Consider the following 26,530-nt stretch of genomic DNA (forward strand, 5'->3'; position numbering starts at 1 on the left):
ATATCTCATGAAAATACCCCCTTTACTGGTTGTCCAGTAAAGGGGGTACATATCACTATGTAAAAGGGGCTTTATGTATGCCTATATTTAATAGTATATGTAGTAGTCTTTTATCGATAAATCATGCAATATATGGTATAATTTGTATGTCAAAAGCTATTTTTTGTTGCCCTTGGAGGGGTTATGACTAAGATCTTCACCAAAATAAGAGCGTTGGTGGATGAAGCATTATCTGATCGTGATACAGCGGTGGATAAGGTGCCTACTATAGAAAAGGCTCCATTAGAACAAGACTTGTTCGACCATCGTTTACTATATATAGAAGAAGACACAGTCAATCGTATGTTACGGGCTGCTCTTCGCAATCATTGGCTCTTTTACGCGGTAACCTTTGAATTTGAGCCAAACAATCAAATATTCCTATCCATTATTACGAAATGGGGGAATGTGATCAATGTGGAATTCACCTTAGAGGATTTATGGTTTGATGATTACTCATCATCCTTTGCAATCCGTCTCGACACAAATAATATAGATACAGGTGGGTTTATTTTAAACTCTATCCTACACTTACTAGGTAACTGGTGCCTCAGTCTCTTTGGTATATTCTTTAATCCTATTGCACTAGGTGAGAAGGGATCTACTATGCGTTTTGAGAAAAAGGGGATTATCCAGTTCGATCTATTACCGAATACACAAGTAAAAAAATTCATACCTTTGCCTGAACGACATATCGGTAGTAATGGTCCTGTTCTATTGGGGAACCCTCGTACTAGTCAATCTGTTTTACAGTTAGATTACTATGCGTTCCATGACCCAGTAGATACATTCACTGTACCAGATGTACCAACCCGTACTAGCTGGCTTCGCTCTATTGATATTGCGGCAGTTCTCTTATTGCCAATCGGCGTGTGGATTACCTTTATTATCTTGCATCACTACTTGCCTACAGAAACGTTAGAGTTCTCATTCTCTACATATTTCTTGATTTCTTTAGGGATTTTTATCATTTCCTTCTTGGTTATGAATATTCCTAGATATCTGTATATGTACTTTGATTCTCGGAAACAGTGGCAAAGTGCCTTTGTACATAATAATATTAAGATTCAAATGCGCAAATTACACCGTCGTATTTTCATGCAGCAAGCTACACTCACATCTGATTGTGACGAATGTACTGCTAATGAAAGCCAAGAGCGTATTAAACATTTGTTATTACAAATTCGGGATAAACGATTCCTTGCAAATCGACTCAAAATTGCTGATGATGATAGAATGCGCAAGCAGAAGGTTAAGTTTATTATCGCCTATATTGGTTGTACATTAATTGAATTGATGCTGCTCATGAATTACTAGGCATTGATTATTAATTAAATAATCGTATATATTATGGTATAAAAAAAACGTATCTCTTTCTAGAGATACGTTTTTTATTTTTGTTTTACCGTTTTTTACGACGTTTTCGAACGGTTTTTCTAATTTCTCGTTCTGATTCAGATCCTGGTTGTTGCATTGACTCGTAAGTTGGTCGATTGACAGGCATAAAAGGAGGATTTCCGTATTGGTTTGGTTCCGGTTGTCCCGGCAATACCCAGAAGAGGAAGCCGATGAGCCATACGAAAAGCTCCAGTAAGTAATTGAATGGAGATACAGCAGAGTAAGTATTGATGAAAATAATAATTACTGACCAGAGAATTCCGGCCCATGCATTAAAGCCGATATCGTGAATACGACGGCCAAATAAGATGCAGGACAATGGGAAGAGTGTTGCTAATAAAATCCATATGATGACCCGTGTAAACCAATAAGCCGGTAAGGATACAACAAAGTCTAAGAATAGATCATCGATGTAATGAACGATGTGGAATAAAATCATTAGCACGATAAAGCATATGATAAATTGAAGTCGATTTAATCGTCCCGTTAGATTAAAAATCGATAGGCCCATACGTCGACCTTGGAATGCGATGAGCAAACCTACAGTACATATGAGCAGTGTTCGTAATACAACATAGAGTAAATCCATAAGTTCCCCTTTATTTATAGCTTATAGTTGAGTTAATTCTGGCAAGACTAGCTCAAATGCTACACCTTGTTTCATAGATTTTACAGTATCTACTGTGGCTTGAATCGCTTTAGTAGTAAAATTCATTGCCAGCTCTGCCGCATCATACGGTGAATATCCCCTCATTACTGCACCGGATAATACAGCGGTAAAGATATCCCCAGTTCCTGTAGCTTTTACAGGAATAAGAGGAATATCATATGTTTTTAAATAATCCGTTGGCCCATCATAGACGGCGATGACCGCGTGTGTTTCGGATGGTACGCTAGTCATGATAACCATATCAGGACCTATTTGATGTAATCGCTTGCAACGATCACGCAATTCATCATCACTAATAGGATCTGTAGAGAATGGAATGTCTAATAAGAAACAAGCCTCTGTGTAATTAGGCTTTACAATGTGCGCTTTGGAAACAAGTTGGCGCATAGCTACTACCATATCAGGTGTATAGATAGAGTAGAGGCGACCATCATCGGCCATAGCAGGATCGACGATAATCATTTGTCCCTTATTACCGAAACGATTGATGGCTTCTTCCACGAGATGAATTTGTTCTGGGGATGCCAAGAAACCACTTACAATAGCGTGAAAGTCGATTTCGTTTTTATCCCAGCAGTCCATAAAATCTCTCATATGTGCCGATAAATCTACAAACTCGTAGTGTGGATATTCTAAGTGATTACTCAATACAGCTGTTGCCAATGGAACCGCTTGGCAACGCATAGCGCTGATGATTGGAATCATAACGGTTAGGGCACAACGGCCGATGGAGCTCATGTCTTGAATTGTTAAGACTCTAGGTACTTCTGTCATAGACACCTCCAAAATACTATATATTTTATTGTACGTTATGTAGGGCGTTCTGTAAATGTAATGATGTTATTCATGAAATTAACTTCATAATGTAGTATAATAAAACAGATAGACTTTTTATGGAGGATAGTGACAATGACAAGGTATGTATTTCGACGCCTAGGTGGCGCAATCATAATCTTATGGGTCATCATTACCGTAACTTTTGCATTAATGCATGCAATACCGGGGGGACCTTTTACAAGTGAAAAAAAATTACCACCTCAGGTAAAAGCAAGTATTGAAGCAAAGTATCATCTTGATGATCCTGTATGGAAACAGTATGGTGATTATTTAGGTGGTGTTATTACCGGTGATTTGGGACCATCATATAAGTATGAAGGTCGTAGTGTGAACGATATTATTAGTGATGCATTCCCAATTTCTGCGCAGCTTGGTTTATTATCATTAATGGTGGCTGTAGTAGGTGGTATTGCAGCAGGTGCTATTAGTGCTATGCGCCCTAATGGTATCGTTGATTATGCGGTTACCGTATTATCTACCATTGGTATTTCCGTGCCTACATTTATTATTGGTGCCGTTCTTGTCTATGTGGTGGGCTTTGAACTGGGATGGTTCCCAGTAGCCTTATGGCGTGGTCCATCTTATATGGTTCTACCAGTGTTGACGTTAGCAGCACAACCTATGGCATTCATTGCACGCTTAACGCGCAGTGGCTTGCTTGATGTGTACCAACAAGAATATATCCGTACAGCTCGCGCCAAAGGTTTGGGTTCTTGGACTATTTTGACACGTCATGCATTAGGCAATGCTATTTTGCCAGTTATCACGTACTTGGGACCATTAGCTGCTAGCCTTTTGACAGGCAGCTTTATCGTAGAAACAATCTTTGCCATTCCGGGCCTTGGACAGTATTTCGTAACTTCCATTTATAACCGTGACTATACGGTTATCCTGGGTATTACGATTTTTTATAGTGCTCTTGTAGTATTTCTTAATATTTTGGTGGATATGATTTATCCGTTAATTGATCCACGTGTTACGACAGAGGAGGGGACAGATGAATAAGGAAGATTTTTTACCTATTGAACGAACTCCTCAAGAAGAAATTACAAGCTTTATAAAACGTCCTAGTAAATGGGCGAGATTTAAGGTGAATCGCTTGGCCGTAGTAGGGGCAACCATCATTTTGGTGATGATTGTATTAGCTATTTTAGGACCCCTAATTTCGCCGTATACCTATGCGGACCAATCCTTGATTGATGCGAACCAAAGCCCAAGCTTTAGTCATTGGTTTGGTACCGATACATTAGGTCGTGACATTTACACTCGCGTTATGTACGGTGCTCGTATTTCTTTAACCATCGGCTTTGTAGCGGCGTTTATCAATCTTGTTATCGGCGTTACCTATGGCGGTATTGCAGGTTACCTTGGTGGTAAGGTTGACCGTATCATGATGGGTCTGGTAGATGTATTGTACGGTATTCCGCTTTTACTGTATGTAATTTTGTTGATGGTTGTACTTGGCCCTGGCTTAACATCTATTTTCGTAGCATTGGGCATTGCGTACTGGCTGAATATGGCCCGTATCGTACGTAGCCAAATTTTGAAAGTTAAAAACGAAGAATACATCATTGCTGCTGAAGCGATGGGGATCCCGAAATATCGCATTTTATTGCGTCATATTTTGCCAAACTGTGTAGGTCCAATCATTATTACTTTGACATTGGCCATCCCAGAGGCTATTTTTACAGAAGCATTCCTTAGTTTTATCGGCTTAGGTGTAAATGCACCTATGGCGAGCTGGGGCGTATTAGCTTCTGAAGGGATTAGTAGCATGCGCTCTTATCCGTTCCAATTGATTTTTCCTGCTGTTGCCATTAGTGTTACCATGCTTGGTTTTGCATTCCTTGGCGATGGCTTACGTAATGTGTTAGACCCTAAGGAAGGAGATAGATAATGAATAACGCAATTGTTGATGTGCGCAATGTGTCCATTACCATCGATACCTTCCAAGGCCCTTTACGGGTTATTCGCAATCAAGATATCTCCTTACAACCAGGTGAGATTTTAGGTATTGTTGGTGAATCCGGCTGTGGTAAATCAGTGCTAGTTAATTCATTAATGGGCTTACTACCATATGGTAAAACAAAAATCAAAGCTGATACATTTATGATTGATGACAATGATTGCCTTGAATTCACTGAAGATGACTGGAATGAATTGCGCGGTACTACTGTTGCTATGGTATTCCAAGATCCTATGACATCTTTGAATCCAATCATGACGATTGGGGAGCAACTGTATGAGGTTATCCATCGTACCAATGCATATGGTGAGGATTATGACGAACGAGCTATCGCCATCGACTTGTTAAAGAAGATGGGCCTTTCTACACCAGAAAGACGATTGTCTCAATATCCTCATGAGTTAAGTGGTGGTATGCGTCAACGCGTTTGTATCGCCATGGCTGTGGCGGGGCGTCCAAAGATTTTAATTTGCGATGAACCTACAACGGCTCTTGATATTACAACAGAGGCTCAAATCTTACGCCTTATGCAAACATTAGCTGTAGAGGCTGGTATTGGGATTATTTTTATTTCTCATAACTTACGTGTTATCGCTCAAATTTGCGACCGTGTTATGGTTATGTATGCTGGTAAATGTGTTGAATCTGCTACAGTGGAGGGCATCTTTAATGAACCTCGCCATCCGTACACATTAGGGTTGTTGCTTGCTCTGCCACAAGGTAAATGGCATGGTGAGTTAAAAGCCGTTGAAGGTCAACCGCCAGATTTGTTTGATTTGCCGCGAGGCTGTGCATTTAATCCACGGTGCAAGTGGGCTATGCGTATCTGTGGTAATCGGATTCCTATGGTTACAAATGTTGGTGAGAATCATCAATTTACATGTTGGTTAGCTAAGTTGGAGGGACTTTAATGAGTTACGTATGGGAAACTGACAATCTCGTTAAAGAGTTCACTCTGTCAGGAGGCTTATTTAAGCCAAAACACACGGTACATGCTGTACAAGGCGTGAGCCTATATCAATCACCAGGGGAAACCCTTGGTATCGTAGGTGAGTCTGGATGTGGTAAATCCACATTTGGCTACACTTTGATGGGCTTACATCAAGCTACATCAGGTTCTATTTATATGAACGGTCGTCAGATTGATCCGTATGTGGATCGAAAAGCTGTTCATCCGGTGATGCAAATGGTATTCCAAAACCCTTATGCATCTCTTAATCCACGTCTTACAGTTAATGCGATTCTAGAGGAACCATTGGAGCTAGATCCAAAATATACACCTCGCGATCGTGTTATTCGTGTAAAAGAAGTGCTTGATCAAGTTGGTTTGAACATGTCCTTTGGTGAGCGTTATGCTCATGAATTGTCAGGTGGCCAACGTCAACGTATCGGTATTGCACGGGCTCTCATTATGCAGCCGCAGTGCATCATCTGTGATGAACCGATTTCAGCACTAGATGTATCCATTCAAGTACAAATTATGACCTTGCTTGAACGTTTACAAGAACAACATGGTATTTCGTACCTCTTTATTTCTCATGATTTAAATATGGTGCGCTACATCAGTCATCGCATGGTAGTTATGTATTTAGGGGCTGTTATGGAAGAAGGTCCAGCATTGGATTTATATGAATTCCCACAACATCCTTACACTCGTGCTTTGACCGCCTTAAACGGTCCTGTTATACCGCACGCTCCAATTGGAGCACCGCTTAAAGGGGACCCACCAAATCCACTAAATCCACCAAAAGGTTGTTTGTTTAGTGGTCGATGCCCAGAGGCAGAAGGTCGTTGCTTTACTGAACGTCCGCCTCTTCGTGATTGGGCAGATCGCCGCATCGCATGCTGGCACATATAATGGGAGAATAGTATGGAAAAGTTACTTGTTGGCAAGTCCTTAGAACATCAACTCGATACAGTTATAAAAGAATTAGCACCAAAGGGGAATATATCCTATGTAGTACTTCAATTTGACGATGAAGAGGAGCCGACTATTATTGCTTCTAAAGGAGAAGATACGGTACACTCTAGTGCAAGTTTGATTAAGGTACTCATTATGGAGTATGTATTCCATTTAGCTCGTACAGAGCAGTTGGATCTTAATGATACTGTTCCTCTATCTAGAACACCACGTGTTGAAGGCGGTGGTGCATTACAAGAACTAGTAGCAAAGCATAGCTTTACGTATCTTGAGTTATGTCGTCTTATGATGGTTCTTAGCGATAATATGGCGACAAATTTACTCATTACTGTTCTAGGCATGGAGAATATCAATGCTCGTGCAGAACAGCTTGGTGTAGATGAAATAGAACTCAATCGTATGATGATGGACTTTGACGCTCTAGCAGAAGGCCGTGATAACCATTTGACTGCATTGTCATTGGCTCGTCTGTATAAACACATTTTTGAATGTCGCGATAGAGATGCTTATGGCCGAGAAATGTGGAATATTTTAGGTCGCCAACAATTCCGTGATATCTTGCCATTTTATTGGGGCGAAGATATACGCTTTCACCATAAAACAGGATCCCTTGACCGCGTAGAGCACGATGGGGGCGTATTAGAAACATTTAGAGGTCATTTCTGCTTTATCCTCTTGATGAGCGATATCGATAATGACCGAGGTAAAGAGTTAGGCGCTCAAGTAGGGCGTATCATGAAAGAATTTGTAGAGGAAGCATTGCCATGATGGATAAACGAAATTTGTTAAAACTCATGGTCCTTGCTCTTGGGGTGAGTGTGCTCTTATTTGTATTTGGTTATCCTCGCGGGGAACAACCAATTGATGAGCATACCATTCGATATGTTATTGAGCAGGAACCATCCACATTGGATCCAGCAAAGTCTACTACCTCTCCGGAGGCTACAGTTCAACTTCAATTATTTGACGGTTTAGTTCGTTTGAATGATGAAAGTGAACCAGAGGCAGCACTTGCTAAAAGCTGGGATATTTCTGATGATGGTCGCGAGTATACCTTCCATTTACGACCTGATTTGAAATGGTCTAATGGAGAGCCTTTGACGGCTCATGACTTTGAATACGCGTGGAAACGCGTATTAGACCCTGAAGTCCATGCGGACAATGCATATATGTTATATGTATTAAAAAATGGCGAAGCCTTTAATAATGGTGATGCTACAGCTGATGATGTTGGCGTTAAGGCCACTGATGATAATACATTAGTAGTTACTTTAGAGAATCCAACAGCATATTTCTTAAAATTACTAGCTTCTCATAGCTATTATCCAGTGAGCCAAAAAGCTGTAGAGGCTCATGAAAACTGGGCTGCTAATGCAGATACATTTGTATCTAATGGTCCATACCGCTTACTATCCTGGAAGCATAATGGAGAAATGGATTTCATTAAGAATCCTGACTATTGGGATGCAGATTCTGTGAAAACAGAGAAAATGAATTGGCCTATTAGTGAATCTCAAAGTACACGCCTTACATTGGTTGAAGGTGGCGAAGCAGATATGACGGTTGAGCCTCCTGTAGCGGACCAAAAACGCTTAGAAGAGGCAGGTCTATTACATATTGGACCTATGCTTGGTAACTATTATTACGTATTCAATGTGAAAGCAGAACCTTTCACAGATCCTGAGGTGCGTAAAGCTTTCTCCATGGTTATCAATCGTGCTAACATCGTTAACAATATTGTTCGCGGTGGTAAAGAGGCGGCCTATGCCTTTGTTCCTTACGGCATGCTTGAAAGTAATGGACGTGAAGATTTCCGTGAAGCGGGTAGCTATCTTGTTTATGAAGATGTAGAACAAGCTAAAGAAATCTTGAAAAACGCTGGCTATGATAAAAATCATCCATTGCCTCCAATTACGATTTTGTATAATACAAGTGAATTACATAAAGCGATTGCCGAAGCTGTACAAGATGCTTGGGTCAATGCATTTGGTGCAGATGTGCGCTTACAAAATCAAGAGACAAAGGTATTCTTAGCCGACCGCGAAGCTGGTAAATATCAAGTTGCTCGTGCTTCTTGGGTTGCGGATTACAGTGATCCACAAAACTTCTTAGAAGTATTCTCTGCTGAAGACAATGATAGTCAGTACCATAGTGATGATTATAACGAGTTAATCGCTCGTATTCGTACGACACCAAATGGGGCTGAACGGGATGCGTTGATGCATAAAGCAGAACAGATGATTTTTGATGAATCTCTAGTAATGCCATTGTATTTCACAACACAACCATATGTAACAAATGGAAGTATTCAAAATTATTTCTGGACTACATTGGGCCTTGTTGACTTTAAAAAAGCATACAAATAAGATACACTTAAGACGTACACATTGTGTACGTCTTTTGTTATATTTTACGAGGATATATGAACTGGATTGAACCAAAGCGCTTAGCGCCTGGGATGACCATAGGTATTATGGCTCCTGCTAGTGCAAGCAATGAAGATTTACATAGAATAGAAGACATTTGTAACGCAAGGGGCTATAATGTGCTCTTTGGTGAAAGTGCACATCGTAAAGGACTCTATGGTGGTACACCAGAGGAGCAAGCCCAAGAGTTTCAATATATGATGACTACCGCACCTTGTGATGCGGTGCTAGCCTTGCGCGGTGGTTACGGAACGATGCGTTATCTAGACTTATTAGATTATAAAGCAATTCGTAAACATCGTAAGGCTTTTATAGGGTATAGCGACTGTACGGCTCTTCATATGGCTATCAATCGATATAGCCGACTTATTACGTATCACGGGCCGATGGGCGTCGACTTTAAAGAAGAACGTAAGGCAGACATAGATGCATTGTTTGTAGCTGTAGAAGGTAAATTACAAGTTATAGAACCATTACCTGAACCGCCGCGTGGTGCCATTGGTACTGAGCTAGGGGAAGGGATTTTACGGGGCGGCAATATGACGATGTTATCAATGTTGTGCGGAACGCCTTATTTTTTAGAGGATGAATCTTGGGAGGATACGCTGCTATTCATTGAAGATGTAGGAGAAGCACCGTATAAGCTAGATCGTATGTTACAACAGTGGCGTTTAAATGGGCTGTTGAGTCGTATTAAAGGTTTAGTAATTGGTACTTTTACGGACTGTGAAGGTGACGAAGATGAACGGGATTACGATTTAGGCTATGAAGCACTGCGCTACATGGAGGAGAATAGGAATCCTGAATTACCAGAGCCCTTTGTATGCTATGTGTCAACAGGTCATGGAACGCCGCATCAAACATTGCCATTAGGTGCAATGATTAACTTTAGATACATTTCAAACACTATCATTATTCATACCTATACGAAATAGACGGATTCTTCTTAGATAGAATAGAAAATAAACAGTATAAATTAGATAGTATTAAGGGGAGTTATGACATTACAAGAACGAGAAGCGCAAGCTTGTGCCATTATAGATGATATGGCACATGAGTTGCGTAAGCTTTCATTATATTTACACGATAATCCAGAATTGGGGTTAGAAGAGCATAAAGCAGTTAATGTAATTAATCAATTTTTAGAGAACCATAATTTTACATCTCAAGTGGGTTTAACTGATCTGCCAGAGTTACAAACGGCATTACGGGGCGACTATAATTGTAAGGCACATCATAAAATGGCCTTTTTAGGAGAGTATGATGCATTACCTGAACTCGGGCATGGTTGTGGACATAATCTCATCGCTATGATGAGTTTAGGCGCTGCGGTTGCTTTTAGTCAATGTGCACCAGAAACATGGGGAACGACCTTCTTTGGATGTCCAGCAGAGGAAACCATTGGTGGTAAGGTATATATGGCGGAGGCAGGCCTATTTAAAGGCTATGAGGCAGCACTCATCATTCATCCAGGCGGTGAAAATGAGGTGGGTGGCACATCATTAGCAACACATCCCTTAGAAGTTACATTCCACGGGCGGTCTTGTCATATTGCATCACTTACTGATTCCGGTATTAATGCGCTAGATTGTGCTGTAGATTTATATCAAAGAATCAAAGAGTTAAAGAAAACATTCCCTAAAGGGGCTATTGTAGGTGCCATCTTTACTGAAGCTGGTACGGCGCCAAACGTGGTAACTTCTAAGGCGACGATTCGTATGACTGTTCGCGGTAGAACGGTAGATGATTTAGAAGGTATTATTTTGCCTGCTATTAAAGAGGCTGCTCAAGAGATTGCAGTTTCTTATGGTGCTCAAGTTGAAATGCATCACTATGAGCCCCTCTTTAAGGATATGCGTCAAGATAAACGGTTATTAGATCTCTTTACAGAGGTAATGACCGAGTTTGATGAAGCGCCTCGTATCTTGCCTGATGATGAGGCAGATGGTAGCACTGATGTAGGGAATGTATCCTATGAAGTACCAACAGCGCAACCTACATTACAGATTGGATTAGGTTTAGAAGCGCATACGCCAGAGTTTACTTGTGCAGCTGGGTCTGACTATGGACTGGCACAAGCGATTAAGGGCGCTAAGATTATGGCTGTTGTAGCCTTGCGTTATGCGATGCATAAGTGATGTTCTATTTTTGACATATAGAGGTCAAAAAGGTACAATAGATATAATATTTAAGTAAGTATGAAACAAGCCGTCTTCAACAAGACGGCTTTTATTCCGGTGGAGATAGATATGAGTGTTTTAACCGTTTCAAATGTAACCCATGGTTTTGGAGCGCGACAAATTTTAGATGATGCATCATTCCGCCTATTAAAAGGCGAACATGTAGGACTCATTGGTGCCAATGGCGAAGGCAAGTCTACATTCCTAAATATCATTACAGGTAAAATTCCTCCTGATGAAGGTAAAATTGAATGGTCCAACCAAGTCACTGTTGGGTACTTGGACCAACATGCAGTCCTCGAAAAAGGGATGACTATCCGCGACGTATTGCAACGCGCCTTTGATGATTTATTCGTGATGGAACAAAAGATTAATGACGCTTATAATCGCATGGGTGATGTATCCGAAGATGAGATGAATAAACTGCTCGAACAAGTTGGAGAATGGCAAGAAATTCTAGAGCAACGTGGCTTCTATGAAATTGATGCGGTTATCGAACGTACCGCTGCAGGGCTTGGTCTTATGGATATTGGGCTCGATCGAGATGTTACAGAGCTCAGTGGTGGTCAACGTACAAAGGTTTTGCTTACAAAACTATTACTGGAAAAACCAACTATTTTGCTATTGGACGAACCGACAAACTATCTTGATGTAGAGCATATTCAATGGTTGCAAAACTATTTACAAAACTACGAAAATGCTTTTATCCTGATTTCTCATGATATGGAGTTCTTAAATTCTGTAGTTAATGTTATTTATCATATCGAGCAAGCGGTCTTAACGCGTTATACTGGCGATTATCATCAGTTCCAAGCTGCTTACGAAGTGAAAAAGGCACAAGCGGCTAAGGCTTATGAGCGTCAACAACAAGAGATTGAGCGTATGGAGGACTTCATCCAACGTAATAAAGCTCGCGTTGCAACGCGTGGCATGGCCAATTCTCGAGCTAAGCGCTTGGAGAAAATGGAAATTTTGGAAAAACCAAAAGAGTACATTAAACCTTCCTTTAGCTTTAAAGAAGGTCGTACGCCAAGTCGTTTTATCGTAGAGGCTTTTGGTCTGGAGTTAGGTTATGATGAACCGTTGACTAGACCTGTAGACTTTCAAATTGAAAGAAATAAAAAAATCGCCATTCGCGGTGTTAATGGTCTAGGTAAAACGACATTGTTGAAAACAATTTTAGGTTTATTAAAACCGGTGAGCGGTGAGTTGGTAAAAGGTGATTTCTTACAAATTGGCTATTTTGCTCAAGAAGATACACCATCTAATTCTGAAACTGCTCTAGACTATATTTGGAACGAGTATCCAGCAATGACTAATGCAGAAGTACGTGCAGCACTTGCTCGTTGTGGCCTTACTAACGAGCATATTACATCTCAAATGCGCGTCTTATCCGGTGGTGAAAATGCAAAGGTTCGCTTGTGCAAGTTGATGCAGAATAAGTACAATGTACTCGTATTAGACGAACCGACAAATCACTTAGATATCTATGCGAAGGAAGAGTTGAGCCGTGCCTTACGTGAGTTCAAAGGAACCATCGTTTTGGTAAGTCATGAACCTGAATTTTATAAAGATTGGGTTACGGATATTTGGAATATTGAAGATTGGACGACAAAGATCGTTTAGGAGGACCGATGAATCAACGTGCAAAGGACGGGATAAAGCAATTCTTAGAAGCTTTATCTGTTGATACAAAGGCACCAGAGCTAGAGAAAACGCCAAGTCGTGTAACAGAATTATATAGTGAATTATTCAGTGGCGTAGGCCTAGATACAAAATCTGCATGGGGTGAAACATTTAGTACTGATTACAAGGGGCTTGTAGCGGTTACAGGCATTCCGTTTTATTCCATGTGTGAGCACCACTTGTTACCATTCTTTGGGACCGTTGATATTGTGTATCAACCGAAGGATGGCTGTGTGGCAGGTCTTAGCAAGTTTCAAGATATTGTTAATATCCTTAGTCGGAGGCCGCAACTACAAGAGCGGTTGGCGTCGGAATTAGCAGATGCCATTATGAATGATTTATCTGCTCATGGTGTATTTGTGCGCATTATATCAACACAGTTATGTATGCTCATCAAAGGAACTATGCAGCAAGATTCAAAGGTGATTACATTAGAAAGCCGTGGCGTGCTAGCAGAGACAGGTACGTTACGTGATGAAGCGTTAGCAATGTTAGGTGGAGGACAGGCAAATGTTTAAACGTAGAAATTATACATGGAATGATGGCAAAAGTTTATCTTTGTGCGATCGTACCCTTATCATGGGGATACTCAACGGTACGCCTGACTCTTTCTCTGATGGTGGTAAATTTAATACCCCTGAGGCAGCAGCAGCGCATGTAACACAAATGATTGAAGATGGCGCTGATATTATCGATTTAGGTGTTGAATCTACGCGTCCAGGCTGTACACCGTTGACAGCGGATGAAGAAATTGAACGCTTATCTCAATTGATAGATCCTGTACTTAATGCATCTACAGTTCCTGTATCTATCGATACATACCATGCTAAAACTGCAGATTATGCTTTTTCTAAAGGGACCCATATTTTAAATGATGTGTGGGGATTACATTATGACCCTGATATGGCAGCAGTAGCAGCAAAATATAAGGTGCCAGTAATCATTATGCACAATAGCAATGACACAAACTATGGTGATATCATTGAAGATATGAAGGCATACTTCTTCTCTGCTGTAGATAAAGCCTTAAAGGTTGGTGTAACACCACAACAAATTTGGCTTGATCCAGGCATTGGATTTGGTAAAACAGAAGAGCAAAATATTGAAGTTATGCAACGTTTAGGTGAGTTAACGGCTTATGAGTATCCTATTTTACTTGCTCCTAGCCGCAAGCGTTTCATCGGTTCCATGTTGGGTGGTTTACCACCAGAAGATCGTGATGAAGGTACGGTAGCTGCTTGTATTACGGGCGTATTCCAAGGTGTTGATATGGTGCGTGTTCATAATGTGAAAATGCACAAACGTGCCTTGGCCGTAGCAGATGGCCTATTACGAGGTGAATAATGGATAAAATCGTTTTAAAGAACATGGCATTTTACGGATTTCATGGAAATTTGGCATCTGAACAAGAACAGGGACAACGATTCTTTGTAGATGTTGAAATTACTACAGATCTTACAAAGGCCGGTCAAAGTGACCAGTTAGAGGATTCTATCAATTATGTAGAGGTATATGACATTGTAGAATCAGTTATGACTGGAGAAAAACATAATTTGTTAGAACGGTTGGGTGCACTTATCGCCGATTCTTTATACCAACATTATCAAGGCATTGTTGGCTTATCTGTAACGGTGCGCAAGCCATCTGTACCGATTGCAGGTATTCTAGATTATGTTGAGGTTGTTACTACACGAGGTCAAATTTGATGTATACCTATTACATCAGTGTAGGTTCAAATATCGGTGATAAACGGGGGCACATTAATTTGGCCCTTCAATCATTACAGGAACATGATGCGGTTTCAAAGGTCATTAGTTCGCCCTTAATCGAAACCGAACCTTGGGGATATACGGATCAGGATATCTTTGTTAATGGTATGTGGCTTTGTGAAAGCTCTTTAGCCCCTCATCAAATGTTAAGTTTATTACAGTCCTTAGAACAGGGGGCTGGACGTGAACGACTCATTCATTGGGGCCCACGTACATTGGATTTAGATATTATTTTAGCTTTTGATGAGAACGGGACTATGATTTCCATATGTGATGAAAGTCTTACAGTACCACATCCTTACTTTTGGGATCGTACCTTTGTCTTAGAACCTTTACATGAGTTGTTACCAACTTTTATATATAAAGGTATGACCATTGGCGAGAGACTAACTCAGTTAAGCTTATCGTAGACATTTACAAAATAGTAAACATTAAGGCTGCAGTTGTACCTATGAATAGGGATTATATGAATAGGTACATCCTGTAAGCACAATATATTATTACGTTTTATGCTTGGGGATTCATAGGGAGTATACATGAATATAAAACGTATTGGGTTGTGTGTACTAGCGTTGATTGTAATGGGCCTGTCCTATTGGCTTGCCGTAGGTGGTAATTATGACAGCAAAACAGTACGCATAGATCCAGAAGAGCATACACTAGTAAATTCTAGTGATGCCATTATTTCAAAACGAATATTAGCGATGAAGTCTATGGATTCAAAAGTTTATTTTTTAGGTTATGAAGGCTACGGTATTTATAATCTATCTGATAATACACTTCGGTTGATGCCCGTTAGCTTCCGTGGTCAACATATAGAGCCACCGAAGACCGAGAATTACCAACGTGGTTTACGCGAGATTACTACAGTAAAAGCTTTCTCTGATTTTAGTAGTCAAGAACAATCCATACTTAAGGATTTATTGGAATCTACAGATAGAGGGGCACATTACTATGGTGACTTTTACCATTCTGGTTATGAGTCATCCCTCATCGATATGAAGGACCAGTATTTTATAACGAATACGGTACGTGCCTTAAAACGTGTGAATCATACATTATATGTATATGATGCGTCTGGGTTCATTATCATTGATTTAGATAATCGACGTATACAAGGGTTCTTTAATAATCGTCTCGGTGGGGAAGGACCTAAAGGTGTACCTGATAGCTTGCGTGGCCATTATGGTTCAGATTTCACGATGATATATGCATTGTCCAAGTTAGATCCAAAGGATTTGGAGATTTTATGGTCAATGCGAAAGCAATATTTAGAAAAGTCACCACAAGTGATGGAGAACAAGGATTTATTCCCTCTTAATCTTGATGAGATGACTTTATAGGAGGTATATTATGCTTTGGTCAATTATTGTAGGCGGTTTCATTGGTTTTGTAGCTGGTCGCATTACTAAAAAAGCGCAAAGTATGGGGATTATTCTTCGTGTTATTGCTGGCTTAGTTGGTGCTTCCGTAGGCCAAGCGTTGCTTGGTACATGGGGTCCAAGCCTTGCAGGCATGGCATTGATTCCGTCCATCGTTGGTGCAGTTATCGTGATTGCTGTAGTCAGCTTCTTTACTGGACGAGACTAATTATATAAGGTAAGGACTAGTATAGGATTTCCTATACTGGTCTTTTTTTATCGCTTTATATCCATTTTCCTATATACCTATGAGAAAATAGGTATATAATAGTTTATGTATTTTAAATTTAAGGTATATTAATATAGCTTAAGGTTATCGGTTCATATATTTGTAACCGTTGATTTAAGTGGAAGCGTATTAGAGGATAGATATCTTTTAGTACTACAGGTAGGAGGCCCTTATGAAGTTACGTAAAGTAGGTATTATTGGCACTGGACATGTAGGTTCTCATGTAGCATTTTCCCTTGCTCTACAAGGTGAAGTAGATGAATTGTATATGATGGATATTGACGAGAAAAAAGCTAAAGCACAAGCCATGGATATCAATGATGCGGTTAGCTACATTCCTCACAAAGTGACAGCTACTGCTGGCCCAATTGAAGAATGTGGGGATTGCGATGTTCTCGTATTTAGTGCAGGTCCTTTACCAAATTTATACCAAGATCGCTTAGAAAGTCTTGGTGATACCGTTGAGGTTCTAAAGGATGTCATCCCTCGAATTAAAAAGTCTGGTTTTGATGGGTTTATTATTTCTATCTCTAATCCTGCTGACGTTGTAGCTACATATTTATGTAAACATTTAAATTGGAATCCAAAACGCATTATTTCCAGTGGTACAGCCTTAGATTCTGCACGGTTACAAAAAGAATTGGCTCGCATTTTTAATATCAGTAATCGTACAATTACAGCATATTGCTTAGGTGAACATGGCGGCAGTGCTATGGTGCCATGGTCTCATGTATATGTACAAGGAAAACCTCTTGTAGAATTACAACAAGAATTGCCTCATAGATTCCCTACACTTGACTATACGCAAGTGCTAGATGATGTTAAAATTGGTGGTTATCATGTATTAGCCGGTAAAGGTTCCACAGAATTTGGCATTGCCAGTGCAACTACAGAATTAATTCGCGCTGTATTCCATGATGAAAAGAAAGTATTGCCATGTTCTTGCTATCTAGACGGACAATATGGTGAAGAAGGTATCTTTGCATCTACACCAGCAGTTATTGGTAAAGATGGCATTGAAGATGTATTTGAATTAAAGCTTACCGAAGAGGAATTGGCTTTGTTTAAAAAGTCTTGCGCTGTTATTCGTGAATATGCTCATAAAGCAGAGTCCTTATAAGGCTCGTATCTGTTATATAAGTCTAGTGCTGATAATAAATATCTATATATAGAGAGAATATATAGACTTAAAGGAAACTATAGATAATTTTATTTAGTCCCTAATAAGGTTCTATGATATAATTAAAAAATGACAGTATACAGATGATGAATATTTTTGGGGGACATTATGAGTCAAGACACTATGGAAGTACAACGTCCAAAAAGGCCGCGCAAACGGGTTCGCCCTAATCGCAAAGCGCAGGATCAACGTATTATCCTCATGTGGATCAAGCGAATTGGTATAGGGATTATGGTGCTGCTATTGTTAGGGCAAGCCTATCGCTTGGTGGCTGTATATCAAGAAAAACAACATATTGAGCAACAATTGCAAGAATTAAAACAGCGAAATGAAGAATTAGAACAGGAAAAGGCTAAGTTGAAAGATCCAAAGACCATTGAGGGGGTAGCTCGAGAGGAACTAGGCCTTGTAAAACCTGGTGAAGTACCTTATGTAAAATAGGGACAACTTTAATAATTTAGATTCGCATTAGTTTGTAGTTTGAGGTTTCCGCATTAATTAGGAGGTTGCATGGCAATCGAAGTTGGTAACATTATTGATGGTACCGTATCTGGTATTACAAAGTTCGGCGTATTTGTTGATTTAGGAGAGAAACAAACAGGTCTAGTTCATATTTCTGAAGTAGCGCATGGGTATGTCGAAGATATTAATGCCGTATTAAAGGTTGAAGATCCAGTAAAGGTTAAGGTTTTATCTATTGAAGGTAACAAAATAGGCCTTTCTATTCGTCAAACACAGCCTAAAGAGACAGTAAGTGAAGAACGACGTCCTCGTCGTGTTCAATCTAAACAAAGTACAGAGGCTTTTGAAGCCAAAATGAAATCATTCTTGCGCGATAGCAATGAACGGTTGCATGATTTAAAACGCAATACAGAAGGTAAACGCGGAGGCCGAGGCGGTCGTCGAGATTAATAGTGAGAGATGGCATTGAGCCATCTCTTTACTTATGTATAGGCTTTAACAGTATAATAGTGTTAGAGGAATACTAATTATGTAAGGAGCGATTATGAAGTTAGCTATTATCGATATTGGATCTAATTCAGTGCGCTTATTATTGGCTACCTATGAGAACAATATATGGCACTATGAGCCCAAACAGTTATGGACCACTCGATTGGGACAACGAAATGCAGATGGCACATTGCAATCTGAATCGATGGAGGCATCGTATCAGGCTTTTAAGGATATTAAAGAACTGGCAGATAAATATGGTGCGGACTATTGCTTTGGTTTTGCTACCAGCGCTGTTCGTGAGGCTCAAAATGGACTTGAATTTATGGAACGAATCACCGAATACTGCCCTATGGAATGGCGAATTTTATCAGGTGATGAAGAGGCCATTTATGGATTTAATGGTGCCTTGGGAGATCAGTTGAATGACGGTCGTCATTATACGACTATCGATATTGGTGGGGGTAGTACAGAACTCGCTTTAGGAAATAAAGATGGCGTATATTGGAGTCGTTCTTATCCAGTGGGAGCGGTGCGTTTACAATCTATGTCTGACGAAGGACCTCAACGGGTATGGGAAGAAACTCGATTCCTTTGGGACCCAATGATGATTCAAGGCGAATTTGGTGAATTTATTGGCATCGGTGGTACATTAACGACGCTAGCTGCTATAGATTTAGGCCTTGAAAATTATGATGGTACAAAGGTGCAAGGTCATAAATTAAGTCGTGAAACAGTAGAGGGCATTATTCTAAACTTGCGTTACATGAGTCGCGACGAGAGATTACAGGTAAAAGGTTTACCTGCAGGCCGTGCTGATATTATTGTAGCTGGTGCAGAAATTTTGACGTCCTTTATGGATGCCTATGAGGTTCCTCATGTATTTGTGAGCGATCAAGATGGTATGGAGGCGATGGCCCGTGAATGTGAAAGCACTCGTTCGAACCGTTAATCACACCTTAAAATCGCATAATTTATTTCCAGAAAATAGTCGAATCTTAGTGGCGTGCTCCGGTGGACCTGATTCAATGGCTCTATTACATCTATTGAAAGACATTGCCATACATCGACATACAACCTATGAACTAGGTGTGGCTATCGTAGATCACTGCATTCGTCCTGAAAGCAAGGATGAGGTTTTGTGGCTCCAACATCAAGTGGAATCTTTAGGACTACCATTTTATTCTGCTACATTTGATGTGCCTCGCTTGAGCAAGGAACAAAAAACATCTGAAGAAACTATGGGACGCCAAGTACGGTATCAATGGCTTACAGAGGTTGCAAAGTCTGAAAACTATGATTATGTTGCGGTGGCTCATCACAAGGATGATCAAGCGGAGTCGATTCTAGCACATATCATCAGAGGTTCTGGATTAAATGGGTTGACAGGGATGACCGTAGTAAGTTCTGAATATGCTACTCCTGTAATTAGACCACTGTTAGATGTTACAAAAGAAACCTTATTGGCTTATTTAGAGGTGAAGGGGATTTCCTATTGTGTTGATTGTACGAATGAAGATGTGCGATATCAACGAAATAGGATTCGGCATCGCATTATACCTGAGTTAGAAGCTATTAACCCTAATGTAGTAGATGCTATTGCTAGATTGGGAAATTCCGTACATGAAGATGTATTAGTTATGTCTGATTTAACGGAGCAAGCTTTTGAAAAACTTGTGACTATAGGTGCTGATGGGGTGAGCTTATCTCGCCGTGCCTTACGGCAAGAATCATTGGCGATACAACGGCGCTTATGGCAGCGCTTAGTGGGTGCTGTGGACTCAGATATAACGCTGACATCAGCTCATCAAGATCAATTACTCGATATTGTTAACACCGGGGAAGAGAAAACTTTCACTATTAAAAGTATAAAAGTAACCGCTCAATGTGATACAATAAAAGTATATTGCGAACATTAATATGAATCGTGGAGGTCATATAGATGCATCAAGATGCAAAAGAGATTTTATATACAGCGGAACAATTACAAGCTCGTGTAGCAGAGTTGGGTAAAGCAATTAGCGAAGACTATAAAAATGAATCAGTCGTGCTTGTAGGGGTGTTAAAGGGCGCTGTCGTTTTCTTTACAGACTTAGCACGCGCTATTGATGATAGTGTAGATGTAAGTTTTGACTTTATTTCTTGCTCTAGCTATGGTAGCGGCACAACAAGTACAGGGGTAGTACGAATTTTAAAAGATTTAGATCGCTCTGTAGAGGGTAAGCATGTACTCGTTGTTGAAGATATCGTAGACACTGGTACAACATTACATTACTTATTAGAAAATTTACATGCTCGTGGGGCTAAAAGCGTGCGCCTTGCAGCGTTGTTGAATAAACCAGATCGCCGTAAGATGGACGTAAATGTTGACTATGTAGGCTTTATTATTCCTGATTACTTTGTTATTGGTTATGGTTTAGACTACGCAGAAAAATATCGTCACTTACCATATATCGGTATTTTGAAGGAAGAAATGTATCAAAATTAAAAATATGATATAATATATGAGTGCATCTCTCATTGAGATGTACTCAATTCGTTTATACAACTAAAAATTATTATTGAAAGGGGTAATCTTTTGGGTCGATTTACAAAAAATATCGTCCTTTATTTACTTATCATTGCCGCTTTCGTTATCGCCATTGACGCTTTCTCTGGTCAAAGTGCGAATAAATCTGAATTAAGTTACACAGGATTTATTCAACAAGTACAACAGAAAAAGGTTGAGTCCGTAACGATTACCAATGATCATGGTATTAAAGGTAAACTAAAAAATGGAACAGAATTCAATTCTTATGCGCCAAGTGATGAAACATTAATCAAAACATTACAAGATAATGGCGTAGAAATTACAGCAGCCCCACCTGAGCAACCAGCTTGGTGGATGAGCCTTTTAGGTTCTGCTATTCCTATTATCATCTTGGTAGTGTTGTTCTTCTTCATTATGCAACAAACACAAGGTGGCGGTGGCCGAGTGATGAACTTTGGTAAAAGCCGTGCTAAATTGATGGGTGAAGGTAATGTAAAGGTTAGCTTCAAAGATGTAGCAGGTGCGGAAGAAGCAAAACAAGAATTAGAAGAAGTAGTAGAATTCTTGAAGGATCCAGGCAAATTTACAGCTATCGGTGCTAAAATTCCGAAAGGCGTATTATTAGCGGGACCTCCAGGTACAGGTAAAACATTGCTTGCTAAAGCTGTTGCTGGTGAAGCAGGTGTACCATTCTTTACGATTTCCGGTTCTGATTTCGTAGAAATGTTCGTAGGTGTTGGTGCATCTCGTGTACGTGATCTTTTTACACAAGCGAAAAAGAATGCGCCATGTATCATCTTCATCGACGAAATTGATGCGGTTGGTCGCCAACGTGGCGCAGGTCTTGGTGGTGGTCACGATGAACGTGAACAAACATTGAACCAATTGCTCGTTGAAATGGATGGCTTCGGTGCTAACGAAGGTATTATTACTATCGCAGCTACAAACCGCCCAGATATTCTTGACCCAGCGCTCTTGCGTCCAGGTCGTTTTGACCGTCAAGTTATCGTAGGTCGTCCAGACTTACGCGGTCGTGAAGCAATCTTAAAAGTTCACGCTCGTAACAAGCCGTTGGCTGACGATGTAGACTTGAAAACAATTGCGAAGAAAACACCAGGCTTTACTGGTGCCGACTTAAGTAACTTGTTAAATGAAGCGGCTTTATTAGCGGCTCGTCTTAACAAAAAAGTAATCACTATGGCTGAAGTTGAAGAAGCTAGTGAAAAGGTTAGCATGGGTCCTGAACGCCGCAGTCACATTGTGAGTGATAAGGATCGTAAGTTAACTGCGTACCATGAATCTGGTCATGCTATTGTGGCACATTTGTTGCCTCATGCAGATCCTGTTCATAAGGTAACAATCATTCCTCGTGGTGCAGCAGGTGGTTACACTATGATGCTTCCTACAGAGGAACAAAACTACAAAACAAAATCTCAATTATTAGCGGATATTCGCGTAGCCCTTGGCGGTCGTGTGGCAGAGGCTTTGATTTTGGATGAAATCAGTACAGGTGCTTCTGGTGACCTTCAAAGTGTAACGAATACAGCGCGCGCCATGGTAACGCGTTGGGGCATGAGCGATGAGCTTGGTCCTATCGTATTTGGTGAACAACAAGAACAAGTATTCTTGGGGAAAAACCTTGGCCATGAACGCAACTACAGTGAAGAAATTGCTGCAAAAATCGATACTGAAATTCATCGTATCGTTGAAGATGCTTATAAAGATGTAACAAAACTTCTTAGCGATAACGAGAAATTCTTACATGATATGGCAAATGCCTTATTAGAGGAAGAAACAATCGATGCAAAAGCGGTAGATAATCTATACAAATATGGTAGAACAAAAGCCCTTGAAATAGAGGAACCTAAAGCTACGTTAGAAGCAGCAGGTATTGTAGTACCAGAGGTTGTTGACGCTAATGAGCGCACTTCTACAGTGGAAGCTCCTAGTGAAACACCTTCTAACGAAATTAAATAATGGACACTGTCCAAATAAAAAGAGCTGATCTCCTTGGAGACCAGCTCTTTTTTTATTGTCCATCGTTGATGTGACGGGTTGCTAAATATTCTTGTATGCGACGTTCCTTAAGTGATTTTAAGTATTTCTGTGCTAATACATGCGGTATGGCCACACCGACAGCGATGCCAACGATGGTTAAAATACCTGTTATACCATTTTGTACCATATGTACAAGGCCGGATTCATTGAGTGCATTGATGTGAAGCATATCGAATAGAAAACGATAATATAGAATCCCTGGCATTAATGCGATAGCAGACGGTACAATAATGATCGTACTAGAGGTTTTAAGCCAAGTTGAAACTTTTACAAAGATTATACTCATGATGGCAGCCCCTACAAAGGTAGCACCAGCAATAGAGAACCCTAATTCAACAGCTAATAAATTGCGAATGAATACACATAATACACCGCCAATACCGATTGATAATAAGAGCCGCACAGGAGCATTAAATAAAACTGCAAATGAGGCAGCGGCCATAAAAGAACCTATAATCTGTTCAATGGATAGTACATGAGGTTTAATATCTACAAAACTAAATGCAGGCATAGGGCTAAAGTACAAGGCCATGGCCATGCCCAAGGTCATACTACCTACAATGAGAATTGTTCTAATAGCTCTTGTAATACCCGATAGAATATGGTTGTTAATTGTATCAATAACGGCATTGATAAGCGGTACGCCTGGAATCATAAATAAGGTACAGCATACAAGAACATAAACTAACGAATCTTGTTCAATATGTGAATAGAAACCATAGGCAGAAACCATAGCAGCAAATCCACCTAATGTAATACCTACATATTCATTACAGCCTAAACGCACAGATAGAGTACGGGTGAAATAACCGATTAGAGAACAAATAACAGTTACAATAAAAGCTATCATATCGCCACTATACAAGAAGGCAAGGCCTGCTGATCCGAGTGCACAAGCAATACCCTTTATCCAATCAGGATATACTGGAATAGTGGAATCTAATCTTGAAATTAACTGTTCATAAGTTGTAAGTGAATAATGTCGTTCAAAGGCGCGCCAAGTTAGTTTAGATACTGCATTAATCATGGCCATATTGGGTACATGGACAGGTGTTTTTCTAAATACGGTAATAGATCGTTCTTTATGCAGTAAATTGACCATAATCGTAGTATAGGAAATATGTATATTTAAATAATCATGAGGAATACCCATAAATGTTGCGGCTTTAAGCATTTCTTCAATGATTCGATTTGTATCGGCACCACATTCCATGAGTAATTTACCTATGTTTAATAGGACATCGAGCTTTCTATGAATATGAATAAATGGGTTCTCAAGAACTTCATTTTTTTCTTCTAATGTAAATTGTTTCATATATCTCCCCAGATAATGATAGATTATATTATTGTTATCTTTTACATACGGTATAACTTAATACTATATGTATTATACCATTAATTATTATAAATAATCCTTGCTTTTTATAGAGTACACTTGTACAATCGAATTGTAAACCTAGGTTGACAAAGAAAGGGGCTCTAAACTATGCGTGATGAAGTGCTAGAATTCTTGAGACAAAACCAAGGTAGTTTCGTATCGGGACAAGATATGTCCGAAGCATGCCATGTTTCGCGCACAGCAATTTGGAAACATATCAAGGCGTTACGTCAAAAAGGCTACAAAATAGAATCTTATACCAAGAGGGGGTATCGATTATTGGAGGAACCTGATTTGTTAAGTCCATTGGCCATGAAGCAAATCTTAAAAACAGATGTATTTGGAAAGCGGTATGTCTATATGGACACTACCGAATCTACTAACCTAGAAGCTCGTCGCTTAGCGCAACAAGGTGCAGAAGAAGGTACTGTTGTTGTAACAGAGGAACAGGCTGCTGGCCGAGGTCGTTTATCGCGGGGCTGGTATTCTCCATTTGGGAAAGGTCTATGGTTTAGTCTCATTTTGCGCCCTGACTTTGCACCAGTAGAAGCACCGAAGTGTACATTGATGGCAGCCGTAGCATTAACAAAGGCTTTTCATAAAATGGGCCTTACAGATGCGGGTATTAAATGGCCAAATGATATCCTTGTAAATGGTCGTAAATTAGTTGGTATTTTGACAGAAATGTCCGGCTCTATGGAGGAAATTTCCTATATTGTTATGGGCATAGGTGTCAATGTTAAGACTAAACAAGAAGAACTACCAGAAGAATTGAAGTTAATTGCTACGTCATTAACAATGGAAGGCATTGATATTGAACGGACAGAAGCTTTTAAAATTATTTTGGAATCCTTAGAACATCAATATTATGAAGTCCTCGATAGTGGCTTTGAGGAAACCTTAAATGAATGGCGCCAATTATCGGTAACCCTTGGCGAAGAAATTGAAGTGAGAGCACCAGGAAATACCTATGAAGGGGTAGCTACAGATATTGATGAAGATGGTAACTTATTAGTAAGAATCCCTGATGGGACAGTTAAACGTATTGTGGCAGGGGACGTGTCAATTCGTCCGCGCAAATAGGAGGCATTCATGTTATTAGTAATTGATGTGGGGAACACCAATATTGTTCTCGGTGTATACGACAAGACAGATCTTGTAGGTCACTGGCGTATTTCCACGGATCGCGTTCGGACCACAGATGAATATGGCATGTTGATGATGAATTTATTCTTCCACGATCGCAAGGTTGATGTGAAAGATATTAAAGATATTATCATTTCTTCAGTTGTGCCACCGTTGATGCCTACATTAGAACGCGTATGTTTACGTTATTTTAATGTAAATCCTCTCATTGTTGGACCTGGTACAAAGACTGGTATCGCTATTAAGTATGATAATCCTCGTGAAGTAGGGGCTGACCGTATCGTAAATGCTGTGGCTGCACATGAACAATATAAAGGTGATTTAATCATTATCGACTTTGGTACAGCTACAACCTATTGTGCGGTTCAAGGTAATGGCGATTATATGGGCGGTGTAATTACTCCAGGTGTTACAATTTCTGCGGAGGCTTTATTCCAACGGGCTGCTAAATTGCCACGTATCGATGTCAGAGATCCTGGTCAAGTGATTTGTCGCAATACCGTATCTTCTATGCAATCTGGTATGTTCTATGGCTACGTAGGCCAAGTAGAAGGTCTCGTATCTCGTATGAAAGCTGAAATGGGAGGTCAAGTAACTGTAGTGGCTACAGGCGGTTTAGCACAGCTTATCAGCAGCGCTACAGACTGCATTGATCATGTAGAGCCTATGCTTACATTAGAAGGCTTACGTCTTATTTACGAAAGAAATAAATAATGCTACTATAATATAGTTACGTATATGTAAC

Annotated in this window: 28 protein-coding genes; 25 read left to right on the forward strand and 3 right to left on the reverse strand. The window is 40.0% G+C overall.

Annotated features, from left to right (window positions below; genetic code table 11):
• The first annotated feature begins 183 nt into the window (after nucleotides 1–183).
• The gene (locus tag QZ055_RS02290; RefSeq protein WP_105090267.1) at nucleotides 184–1,356 is read left to right on the forward strand and encodes a hypothetical protein; all 1,173 of its coding nucleotides are present in this window, start codon (nucleotides 184–186) and stop codon (nucleotides 1,354–1,356) included.
• 85 nt (nucleotides 1,357–1,441) lie between these two features.
• Here QZ055_RS02290 and QZ055_RS02295 read toward each other — a convergent pair whose 3' ends face one another.
• Nucleotides 1,442–2,026, reverse strand: a complete 585-nt coding sequence (locus QZ055_RS02295; RefSeq protein WP_105090270.1) for a DUF805 domain-containing protein — start codon at nucleotides 2,024–2,026, stop codon at nucleotides 1,442–1,444.
• 21 nt (nucleotides 2,027–2,047) lie between these two features.
• Complete coding sequence (locus tag QZ055_RS02300; RefSeq protein WP_295824381.1) at nucleotides 2,048–2,881, reverse strand: pyridoxamine kinase; 834 nt, start codon at nucleotides 2,879–2,881, stop codon at nucleotides 2,048–2,050.
• Nucleotides 2,882–3,016: 135 nt separating this feature from the next.
• On the opposite strand from QZ055_RS02300, the gene QZ055_RS02305 reads away from it, so the two are divergent.
• From QZ055_RS02305 to ftsH, 22 genes are all read left to right on the forward strand, one after another.
• Complete coding sequence (locus QZ055_RS02305; RefSeq protein WP_295792914.1) at nucleotides 3,017–3,949, forward strand: ABC transporter permease; 933 nt, start codon at nucleotides 3,017–3,019, stop codon at nucleotides 3,947–3,949.
• Nucleotides 3,942–4,841, forward strand: coding sequence for an ABC transporter permease (locus tag QZ055_RS02310; RefSeq protein ID WP_024066371.1), 900 nt, complete (start codon nucleotides 3,942–3,944; stop codon nucleotides 4,839–4,841). The genes QZ055_RS02305 and QZ055_RS02310 overlap by 8 nt, the downstream gene beginning before the upstream one ends.
• Nucleotides 4,841–5,821 (forward strand): ABC transporter ATP-binding protein, encoded by a 981-nt coding sequence (locus QZ055_RS02315; RefSeq protein ID WP_295824385.1) that lies wholly within the window; start codon nucleotides 4,841–4,843, stop codon nucleotides 5,819–5,821. The genes QZ055_RS02310 and QZ055_RS02315 overlap by 1 nt, the downstream gene beginning before the upstream one ends.
• Nucleotides 5,821–6,768, forward strand: a complete 948-nt coding sequence (locus tag QZ055_RS02320) for an ABC transporter ATP-binding protein (protein WP_105086142.1) — start codon at nucleotides 5,821–5,823, stop codon at nucleotides 6,766–6,768. The genes QZ055_RS02315 and QZ055_RS02320 overlap by 1 nt, the downstream gene beginning before the upstream one ends.
• 12 nt (nucleotides 6,769–6,780) lie before the next feature.
• A complete protein-coding gene (locus QZ055_RS02325; protein WP_295824388.1) occupies nucleotides 6,781–7,599 on the forward strand; it encodes a serine hydrolase in 819 nt (272 codons plus the stop codon).
• The gene (locus QZ055_RS02330; RefSeq protein WP_295824390.1) at nucleotides 7,596–9,197 is read left to right on the forward strand and encodes a peptide ABC transporter substrate-binding protein; all 1,602 of its coding nucleotides are present in this window, start codon (nucleotides 7,596–7,598) and stop codon (nucleotides 9,195–9,197) included. The genes QZ055_RS02325 and QZ055_RS02330 overlap by 4 nt, the downstream gene beginning before the upstream one ends.
• Before the next feature lie 56 nt (nucleotides 9,198–9,253).
• Nucleotides 9,254–10,192 carry an LD-carboxypeptidase gene (locus tag QZ055_RS02335; RefSeq protein WP_295824391.1) on the forward strand — a complete coding sequence of 313 codons (939 nt, stop codon included), beginning with the start codon at nucleotides 9,254–9,256 and terminating at the stop codon, nucleotides 10,190–10,192.
• Nucleotides 10,193–10,255: 63 nt separating this feature from the next.
• Nucleotides 10,256–11,395 (forward strand): amidohydrolase, encoded by a 1,140-nt coding sequence (locus QZ055_RS02340; RefSeq protein WP_295824394.1) that lies wholly within the window; start codon nucleotides 10,256–10,258, stop codon nucleotides 11,393–11,395.
• 111 nt (nucleotides 11,396–11,506) lie between these two features.
• Nucleotides 11,507–13,063: an ABC-F family ATP-binding cassette domain-containing protein gene (locus QZ055_RS02345; protein WP_285365410.1), complete on the forward strand. Its 1,557-nt coding sequence runs from the start codon at nucleotides 11,507–11,509 to the stop codon at nucleotides 13,061–13,063.
• A gap of 8 nt (nucleotides 13,064–13,071) precedes the next feature.
• Nucleotides 13,072–13,641: a GTP cyclohydrolase I gene (gene folE / locus QZ055_RS02350; protein ID WP_295824396.1), complete on the forward strand. Its 570-nt coding sequence runs from the start codon at nucleotides 13,072–13,074 to the stop codon at nucleotides 13,639–13,641.
• Complete coding sequence (gene folP / locus QZ055_RS02355) at nucleotides 13,634–14,467, forward strand: dihydropteroate synthase (RefSeq protein WP_295824399.1); 834 nt, start codon at nucleotides 13,634–13,636, stop codon at nucleotides 14,465–14,467. Before folE ends, folP begins: the two co-directional genes overlap by 8 nt.
• Complete coding sequence (folB, locus tag QZ055_RS02360; protein WP_119208266.1) at nucleotides 14,467–14,829, forward strand: dihydroneopterin aldolase; 363 nt, start codon at nucleotides 14,467–14,469, stop codon at nucleotides 14,827–14,829. Before folP ends, folB begins: the two co-directional genes overlap by 1 nt.
• Nucleotides 14,829–15,302 carry a 2-amino-4-hydroxy-6-hydroxymethyldihydropteridine diphosphokinase gene (folK, locus tag QZ055_RS02365; protein WP_285365414.1) on the forward strand — a complete coding sequence of 158 codons (474 nt, stop codon included), beginning with the start codon at nucleotides 14,829–14,831 and terminating at the stop codon, nucleotides 15,300–15,302. The genes folB and folK overlap by 1 nt, the downstream gene beginning before the upstream one ends.
• Nucleotides 15,303–15,428: 126 nt before the next feature.
• Nucleotides 15,429–16,235 (forward strand): hypothetical protein, encoded by an 807-nt coding sequence (locus tag QZ055_RS02370; RefSeq protein WP_295824401.1) that lies wholly within the window; start codon nucleotides 15,429–15,431, stop codon nucleotides 16,233–16,235.
• A gap of 10 nt (nucleotides 16,236–16,245) precedes the next feature.
• Nucleotides 16,246–16,482 carry a GlsB/YeaQ/YmgE family stress response membrane protein gene (locus QZ055_RS02375; RefSeq protein WP_005387228.1) on the forward strand — a complete coding sequence of 79 codons (237 nt, stop codon included), beginning with the start codon at nucleotides 16,246–16,248 and terminating at the stop codon, nucleotides 16,480–16,482.
• A 232-nt stretch (nucleotides 16,483–16,714) separates the two neighbouring features.
• Nucleotides 16,715–17,662: an L-lactate dehydrogenase gene (locus tag QZ055_RS02380; protein WP_287533814.1), complete on the forward strand. Its 948-nt coding sequence runs from the start codon at nucleotides 16,715–16,717 to the stop codon at nucleotides 17,660–17,662.
• A gap of 168 nt (nucleotides 17,663–17,830) precedes the next feature.
• Nucleotides 17,831–18,163 carry a septum formation initiator family protein gene (locus QZ055_RS02385; protein ID WP_295824404.1) on the forward strand — a complete coding sequence of 111 codons (333 nt, stop codon included), beginning with the start codon at nucleotides 17,831–17,833 and terminating at the stop codon, nucleotides 18,161–18,163.
• A gap of 69 nt (nucleotides 18,164–18,232) precedes the next feature.
• Nucleotides 18,233–18,634 carry a S1 RNA-binding domain-containing protein gene (locus QZ055_RS02390; protein ID WP_295824406.1) on the forward strand — a complete coding sequence of 134 codons (402 nt, stop codon included), beginning with the start codon at nucleotides 18,233–18,235 and terminating at the stop codon, nucleotides 18,632–18,634.
• 94 nt (nucleotides 18,635–18,728) lie between these two features.
• Nucleotides 18,729–19,625 carry a phosphatase gene (locus QZ055_RS02395; RefSeq protein WP_295824407.1) on the forward strand — a complete coding sequence of 299 codons (897 nt, stop codon included), beginning with the start codon at nucleotides 18,729–18,731 and terminating at the stop codon, nucleotides 19,623–19,625.
• On the forward strand, nucleotides 19,594–20,592 hold the full coding sequence (tilS, locus tag QZ055_RS02400) for a tRNA lysidine(34) synthetase TilS (protein ID WP_295824410.1): 999 nt from the start codon (nucleotides 19,594–19,596) through the stop codon (nucleotides 20,590–20,592). Before QZ055_RS02395 ends, tilS begins: the two co-directional genes overlap by 32 nt.
• A gap of 23 nt (nucleotides 20,593–20,615) precedes the next feature.
• Entirely contained in the window at nucleotides 20,616–21,161 is a 546-nt protein-coding gene (gene hpt, locus QZ055_RS02405; protein ID WP_105090283.1) for a hypoxanthine phosphoribosyltransferase, read from the forward strand.
• Nucleotides 21,162–21,251: 90 nt separating this feature from the next.
• The gene (gene ftsH, locus QZ055_RS02410; protein ID WP_295824411.1) at nucleotides 21,252–23,180 is read left to right on the forward strand and encodes an ATP-dependent zinc metalloprotease FtsH; all 1,929 of its coding nucleotides are present in this window, start codon (nucleotides 21,252–21,254) and stop codon (nucleotides 23,178–23,180) included.
• A gap of 52 nt (nucleotides 23,181–23,232) precedes the next feature.
• Here ftsH and QZ055_RS02415 read toward each other — a convergent pair whose 3' ends face one another.
• Nucleotides 23,233–24,576 carry a threonine/serine exporter ThrE family protein gene (locus QZ055_RS02415; RefSeq protein ID WP_295824412.1) on the reverse strand — a complete coding sequence of 448 codons (1,344 nt, stop codon included), beginning with the start codon at nucleotides 24,574–24,576 and terminating at the stop codon, nucleotides 23,233–23,235.
• A 171-nt stretch (nucleotides 24,577–24,747) separates the two neighbouring features.
• Here QZ055_RS02415 and QZ055_RS02420 point away from each other — a divergent pair, with 171 nt between their 5' ends.
• Nucleotides 24,748–25,722, forward strand: coding sequence for a biotin--[acetyl-CoA-carboxylase] ligase (locus QZ055_RS02420; RefSeq protein ID WP_227721003.1), 975 nt, complete (start codon nucleotides 24,748–24,750; stop codon nucleotides 25,720–25,722).
• A 9-nt stretch (nucleotides 25,723–25,731) separates the two neighbouring features.
• Nucleotides 25,732–26,499: a type III pantothenate kinase gene (locus tag QZ055_RS02425; protein WP_295824414.1), complete on the forward strand. Its 768-nt coding sequence runs from the start codon at nucleotides 25,732–25,734 to the stop codon at nucleotides 26,497–26,499.
• Nucleotides 26,500–26,530 lie beyond the last annotated feature (31 nt).

Source organism: uncultured Veillonella sp., assembly GCF_905209685.1.
Classification (GTDB): Bacteria; Bacillota; Negativicutes; order Veillonellales; family Veillonellaceae; genus Veillonella.

Bases quoted from the DNA above. Each gene is read 5' to 3' on its own strand.
- QZ055_RS02320 (WP_105086142.1), top strand. From the start codon at position 5,821: ATGAGTTACGTATGGGAAACTGACAATCTCGTTAAAGAGTTCACTCTG.
- QZ055_RS02340 (WP_295824394.1), top strand. From the start codon at position 10,256: ATGACATTACAAGAACGAGAAGCGCAAGCTTGTGCCATTATAGATGAT.
- QZ055_RS02385 (WP_295824404.1), top strand. From the start codon at position 17,831: ATGAGTCAAGACACTATGGAAGTACAACGTCCAAAAAGGCCGCGCAAA.
- QZ055_RS02390 (WP_295824406.1), top strand. From the start codon at position 18,233: ATGGCAATCGAAGTTGGTAACATTATTGATGGTACCGTATCTGGTATT.
- QZ055_RS02325 (WP_295824388.1), top strand. From the start codon at position 6,781: ATGGAAAAGTTACTTGTTGGCAAGTCCTTAGAACATCAACTCGATACA.
- QZ055_RS02345 (WP_285365410.1), top strand. From the start codon at position 11,507: ATGAGTGTTTTAACCGTTTCAAATGTAACCCATGGTTTTGGAGCGCGA.
- QZ055_RS02415 (WP_295824412.1), bottom strand. From the start codon at position 24,576: ATGAAACAATTTACATTAGAAGAAAAAAATGAAGTTCTTGAGAACCCA.
- QZ055_RS02420 (WP_227721003.1), top strand. From the start codon at position 24,748: ATGCGTGATGAAGTGCTAGAATTCTTGAGACAAAACCAAGGTAGTTTC.
- QZ055_RS02395 (WP_295824407.1), top strand. From the start codon at position 18,729: ATGAAGTTAGCTATTATCGATATTGGATCTAATTCAGTGCGCTTATTA.
- hpt (WP_105090283.1), top strand. From the start codon at position 20,616: ATGCATCAAGATGCAAAAGAGATTTTATATACAGCGGAACAATTACAA.
- QZ055_RS02290 (WP_105090267.1), top strand. From the start codon at position 184: ATGACTAAGATCTTCACCAAAATAAGAGCGTTGGTGGATGAAGCATTA.
- QZ055_RS02315 (WP_295824385.1), top strand. From the start codon at position 4,841: ATGAATAACGCAATTGTTGATGTGCGCAATGTGTCCATTACCATCGAT.
- QZ055_RS02335 (WP_295824391.1), top strand. From the start codon at position 9,254: ATGAACTGGATTGAACCAAAGCGCTTAGCGCCTGGGATGACCATAGGT.
- QZ055_RS02425 (WP_295824414.1), top strand. From the start codon at position 25,732: ATGTTATTAGTAATTGATGTGGGGAACACCAATATTGTTCTCGGTGTA.
- QZ055_RS02380 (WP_287533814.1), top strand. From the start codon at position 16,715: ATGAAGTTACGTAAAGTAGGTATTATTGGCACTGGACATGTAGGTTCT.
- QZ055_RS02370 (WP_295824401.1), top strand. From the start codon at position 15,429: ATGAATATAAAACGTATTGGGTTGTGTGTACTAGCGTTGATTGTAATG.
- QZ055_RS02300 (WP_295824381.1), bottom strand. From the start codon at position 2,881: ATGACAGAAGTACCTAGAGTCTTAACAATTCAAGACATGAGCTCCATC.
- QZ055_RS02295 (WP_105090270.1), bottom strand. From the start codon at position 2,026: ATGGATTTACTCTATGTTGTATTACGAACACTGCTCATATGTACTGTA.
- folK (WP_285365414.1), top strand. From the start codon at position 14,829: ATGTATACCTATTACATCAGTGTAGGTTCAAATATCGGTGATAAACGG.
- folP (WP_295824399.1), top strand. From the start codon at position 13,634: ATGTTTAAACGTAGAAATTATACATGGAATGATGGCAAAAGTTTATCT.
- QZ055_RS02330 (WP_295824390.1), top strand. From the start codon at position 7,596: ATGATGGATAAACGAAATTTGTTAAAACTCATGGTCCTTGCTCTTGGG.
- folB (WP_119208266.1), top strand. From the start codon at position 14,467: ATGGATAAAATCGTTTTAAAGAACATGGCATTTTACGGATTTCATGGA.
- QZ055_RS02310 (WP_024066371.1), top strand. From the start codon at position 3,942: ATGAATAAGGAAGATTTTTTACCTATTGAACGAACTCCTCAAGAAGAA.
- QZ055_RS02375 (WP_005387228.1), top strand. From the start codon at position 16,246: ATGCTTTGGTCAATTATTGTAGGCGGTTTCATTGGTTTTGTAGCTGGT.
- folE (WP_295824396.1), top strand. From the start codon at position 13,072: ATGAATCAACGTGCAAAGGACGGGATAAAGCAATTCTTAGAAGCTTTA.
- QZ055_RS02305 (WP_295792914.1), top strand. From the start codon at position 3,017: ATGACAAGGTATGTATTTCGACGCCTAGGTGGCGCAATCATAATCTTA.